Raw genomic sequence first — 4,238 nt, 5'->3', positions numbered from 1 at the left:
ATCCGCCGGGACCCTCCGCACCGGGGACGACCGTGCCCCCCCGCCCCGGGGGTCAATCGCGGGGCCGCGCGGCTCGCCGATGCCGCCAGGGCCGCCGATGCCGCCCTGCCGGCCGCCGGGTTCGGCTCCGAAACCGACCGGGCAGCTCATCGGGGAGATTTGCGCAGGTCGAGCCGGTCGCGTTCCCGCTCGAACCGCGGGGCATCCGGCTGTGCGGCTCGGGCGCGATGCGGTTCTCGATCCGCAGCCGCTCCACCGTCAGGTCGCCGTCCCGCGCGATGGCTGCGGTCAGCACCGCCTTCACGCTCCCGGCGCGCGGAACGCGCGCGCCCGGGCGCCCCGCAACGGCATAGCCCGCGCCGACATCGAACCCGCTGCCGGACCGGCCGATATAGGCCTCGATCGAGACCTGCTTCAGCCCCGGCGGGAATGGCAGGCCGACCTGCGCGGCGTTGGTCACGGTGAGGACGCCGTTCGCCGCCGTGCCCGTCACCAGGGCGCGACGGCCCGTCGGGAGGGTGTCGGCCCCCGCGATGCGCAGGCCGCCGATCCCGAGGCCGCCCGCGATCCGCTGCACCGGCCCGGCGACGCGGTCGGGCCCGGAATCCCGCGCCTCGATCAGGCTCGCCACGATCACGCCGTCGGGCCGCCGCAGCCCGCTCACCGCGACCCGCGCCCCCGGCTTCCAGGCGCCGGTGAGACCTGCCGTCGAGACCCGCTGGCCAAGGACCACCAACCGCCCCGGCGCGACCGATTCCACCGGCCCGACCACCTCGCTGGTCACGTCGATCCGCCCCGTGGCGAGCCCGGCGCCCTCCGGCCGGGCCACCACGTGGACCACCTGCCCGATCTTGAGGTCGGCCGTCTTCGCCGCCGTGCCGTCGATGCGCACCTCGACGTCCGGCGGATAGGCGATGCGCAGGTCGTTGACGATGATCGAGCCGAAGCGGCGGATCGTGCCGATCACGCCGGTGCCGCCGATCCCGCGGTCGCCCTCGCCGAGGGGTCCGTTGCGGGGCTCGTCGGTTCGCATCATGCCGGTGCCGCCGATGCCCTGGTCGCGCGGCGCCTCCTGCGGCCGGACGGGGCCCGGCAGAAAGGTCGCGGCGCCCGCGAGCAGGCGCAGGACGAACCGGCGGTTGGGCAAGGCGCGCACCGGCCGGCCTCTCACCGCTCGTCCTTGGGTTGCGCTGAGGGCGCCGCTTCCGTGTAGACGTAGAGACCGAAATTCCACCGATGCGTGCCGCCGGGATCGGTCTGGCAGGCGGCGTGCGCTTCCCGGTTGGCTTGCTGCAGCGCCTCCATGGCGATCTCGCGGGCGCGCGCCTCGAGCTTGATCGCGAGGTCCTTGGACAGGCCGTCGTAATGGACCGCCCGCTCCAGGAAGCGCGGCGCGTCGCCGACGATGTTGGCGACGGCGGCCGCGATATGGTCGTGCAGGTTGCGGCCGAAATAGTAGAGCTGCGGCCCCTCGGCGCCGTCGCCCCGCGGCACGTAGGCCGCCTCGGCGAGAACGATCCGGTCCTGTGGATCCGTGAAGGCGAGGCCCCGGTCGAGCCACTCGTCCAGGACTGCCCGTGGCCGCAGATCGCGGGTCACGCCCGAGACCAGGGTCTCGAAGGAGGGGGCGTTGCCGTCGGCGGTCCGCGGCAGCGGCAGGGGATGACCCTGCGGGTCGGTGAAGGCCGGATCGGCGATCCAACGGGCGATGATCCGGCTGGTGCGCGAGACGACCGCCGGCACGGCACTCACCGGGGCGCCGGCCCCGCGCAGGCGCCGCACCTCCTTGCGGTGGATGCCGGTGAGCAGCGAGACGCGGCTGTCGGTCTGCTCCTTGCCGGTGAGGGCGAAATCGTACTCGGCGACGTTCACGTAGAGCTCGCGCAACAGGTCGGTCAGCGCAGGGAAGGTGATTCCACGGGCCACCAGCAGGCGCACGAGGGGGCGCAGCAGCCGCGCCAGCGGCGCGTGCAGGCTCGCGCCGTCCCGCGGAGTATCGGCAGTTTCAGACATGATCGCATGGTGGCGGTTTGTGCCGTGGGATACAATCCCACTGCGTGCGGCGGCGCACCTCGATCCGCTGATTTCGAATTGACGTGGGATTTTTGCACACGTACATCGACGGAGTGGTCAAATTTCCCACGTCAAGCGAGGAGCACAGGACCATGACCGTTCCGACACGCCGACTGGTCCTGGAGACGCTACCGCCCCTCACCCTGCCTCCGGCCTCCGGGTTCTGCCCGCGGCAGAACGACCCCCTTCCGCGGCTCCGGCGCATCGTCTGCGTCGCCGCCGCGCTCACGCTGCCCGTCCTCGGTGTGGCTGTCGCGGAAACGGTCCACCGCGCCGCCGCACCGAAGGCGCCGCAGGCCGCCGCTCCCGTCATCCCCTCAGGCGGGGCGGCGGCACCTGCCGCTCTCGGCGTGCCCAAACGCGCCCTCCGGACCATGAGGACCGCGATGCAGACGCCCGGATACCGGGAGGACCGGTCATGACCACCCTGTCCAGCCTTCGCACCGCGCATCCGGCGCCGACCTGCGGCGGAGCAGCCATCCTCGATCTCGCACTCTGCCTGATTCTGGCGGTGACCGTCGTCGGCCTGCTCCTCCTGACCCTGTGATCCTGCGGCTCCGCCGCCTTCCACGACGAGATGTCCATGACGCTCAAGATCCACGCAGCCCTTACGGGAGCCGCGGCCTGCTGCTTCGCGTTCGCCGCTCAGGCGGCCGATCTGCCGCGCCGTGCGCCGCCCCCACCGCTGCCGCCGTCGCTGCCGGTCTTCACCTGGACCGGCTTCTACGCCGGCGTGAATGCGGGATACGCCTTCCGCACCGGAAGCAGCAGCTTCACCGATCCGACCTACGGCGCGGTCACGGGCGGCGGCCGGGGCGGCGGCTTCGCCGGTGGCGGCCAGATCGGCTACAATTATCAGTTCGCGCCCGGCTCCGGCTTCGTGGTCGGCTTCGAGACCGATCTCCAGGGCACCGCCTTCGCCAAGGCGGATGCAGCCTATCTCGGCACCACGCCGTACTACAGCGTTCGGCCGAGCCTCGACTATTTCGGGACGGTCCGCGGCCGGCTCGGCTACGCCATCGACCGCGTCCTCATCTACGGGACCGGCGGCTTCGCGTATGGCGGCGGCACGCGCTCGACCTATGCGGGATCCTATCCCTACACCCTGCCGGCGACCGATCGGACCGGCTATGCGGCCGGCGGCGGCATCGAATACGCCTTCACCGAGAAGCTTTCCGCCAAGGTGGAGGCCCTCTACCTCCATCTCGGTCGCGGATCGTCCGCTGCTACGTACTACAACGCCAGCGGTCCGGCATATTATGGTGCCGGCAAACAGGAATCTGGTTTCGCCTTGGTCAGGGCCGGCGTGAATTATAGATTCTAACAAATATTCGCTGTCGGAGATCTTGACGCTTCCCGTGGGCTGGGACGCCATACGCGACGTTCGGCTTCGCGAATCCGTCGGCCGCGCGAACGAGGTCATGGCCGGTGCAGGGCGGCGATTCCGAATGTCGCGCGGGCGTAGCCGTGCGGGATCGAGGGTCTTCTCCGACAGGATCGGCCGTGAGCATCCCCAAACCGACCACCCTCACGACAGCTTTGCTCGCCTTCGGGCTCGCGGCCTGCGCCGTAACGGTGCGGGCCCAGGAGATCATCCCGCCCGGACCCACCGGGCGCGGTGCCATCCTGATCTACGGAAACTTCTGCGGGCCGGGTAACCGGGGTCCCGGATTCCGGCCGATCGACGCGCTGGACCGTGCCTGCGCCCGTCACGACATCTGCTCGGCCGATCCGATGTCGGGCACGCTAACGAGCTGCGCGTGCAACCGGCGCCTCACGGTCGAGGCCGGTGCGGTCGCCCGGGATCCGCGCGCGCCCGCTCACACCCGGGAGGCGGCGCGATTCATCTCGGATTTCTCCGCGGCGCTGCCCTGCCAATAGGCCGCGCCGCGGGGACGAGCGGCAGTGTCGGTCAGGCGGCGTCCGCCGGGCTGGCCGCCGCCTTCGGGCCGCCCTTGGCGACGCCCACCAGGGCCGGGCGCAGGACGCGATCGCCGATGACGTAGCCCGCCTGCACGACCTGCACGACGGTACCGGCCGGAACCTCCGCGTTCGGCACCTCGAACATGGCCTGATGGCGGTTCGGGTCGAACTTCTGGCCCTGGGGCTCGACGATCTTCACGCCGTGGCGCTCAGGGTCTTGGCGAGGTCGCGCTCGGTGAGTT

The 4,238-nt window shown here is 71.4% G+C and carries 6 protein-coding genes and 1 pseudogene; 4 read left to right on the top strand and 3 right to left on the bottom strand.

Annotated features, from left to right (window positions below):
• Positions 1-52: 52 nt before the first annotated feature.
• Both I53_RS08710 and I53_RS08705 read right to left on the bottom strand, forming a co-directional pair.
• Complete coding sequence (locus tag I53_RS08710) at positions 53-1,156, bottom strand: DUF5666 domain-containing protein (protein WP_251982259.1); 1,104 nt, start codon at positions 1,154-1,156, stop codon at positions 53-55.
• A gap of 11 nt (positions 1,157-1,167) precedes the next feature.
• A complete protein-coding gene (locus I53_RS08705; protein WP_043349250.1) occupies positions 1,168-2,013 on the bottom strand; it encodes a DUF6502 family protein in 846 nt (281 codons plus the stop codon).
• 152 nt (positions 2,014-2,165) lie between these two features.
• On the opposite strand from I53_RS08705, the gene I53_RS08700 reads away from it, so the two are divergent.
• The 4 genes from I53_RS08700 (at position 2,166) to I53_RS08690 (ending at position 3,954) form a co-directional block, all read left to right on the top strand.
• Positions 2,166-2,495: a hypothetical protein gene (locus I53_RS08700; protein WP_043349254.1), complete on the top strand. Its 330-nt coding sequence runs from the start codon at positions 2,166-2,168 to the stop codon at positions 2,493-2,495.
• Positions 2,492-2,620, top strand: a complete 129-nt coding sequence (locus I53_RS35725; RefSeq protein WP_257787384.1) for a hypothetical protein — start codon at positions 2,492-2,494, stop codon at positions 2,618-2,620. Before I53_RS08700 ends, I53_RS35725 begins: the two co-directional genes overlap by 4 nt.
• 36 nt (positions 2,621-2,656) lie before the next feature.
• Positions 2,657-3,397, top strand: a complete 741-nt coding sequence (locus I53_RS08695) for an outer membrane beta-barrel protein (protein ID WP_043349248.1) — start codon at positions 2,657-2,659, stop codon at positions 3,395-3,397.
• A 179-nt stretch (positions 3,398-3,576) separates the two neighbouring features.
• Complete coding sequence (locus I53_RS08690; protein ID WP_078947253.1) at positions 3,577-3,954, top strand: hypothetical protein; 378 nt, start codon at positions 3,577-3,579, stop codon at positions 3,952-3,954.
• A 31-nt stretch (positions 3,955-3,985) separates the two neighbouring features.
• On the opposite strand, the pseudogene grpE reads toward I53_RS08690, so the two are convergent.
• A pseudogene (gene grpE, locus I53_RS08685) lies at positions 3,986-4,238 on the bottom strand (nucleotide exchange factor GrpE); the annotation flags it as partial.

This window comes from Methylobacterium sp. B1 (genome assembly GCF_000333255.1).
Lineage (GTDB): Bacteria > Pseudomonadota > Alphaproteobacteria > Rhizobiales > Beijerinckiaceae > Methylobacterium > Methylobacterium fujisawaense.
The sequence above is the reverse complement of the archived record's forward strand: the minus strand, read 5'-3'. Positions and strand labels throughout refer to the sequence as shown.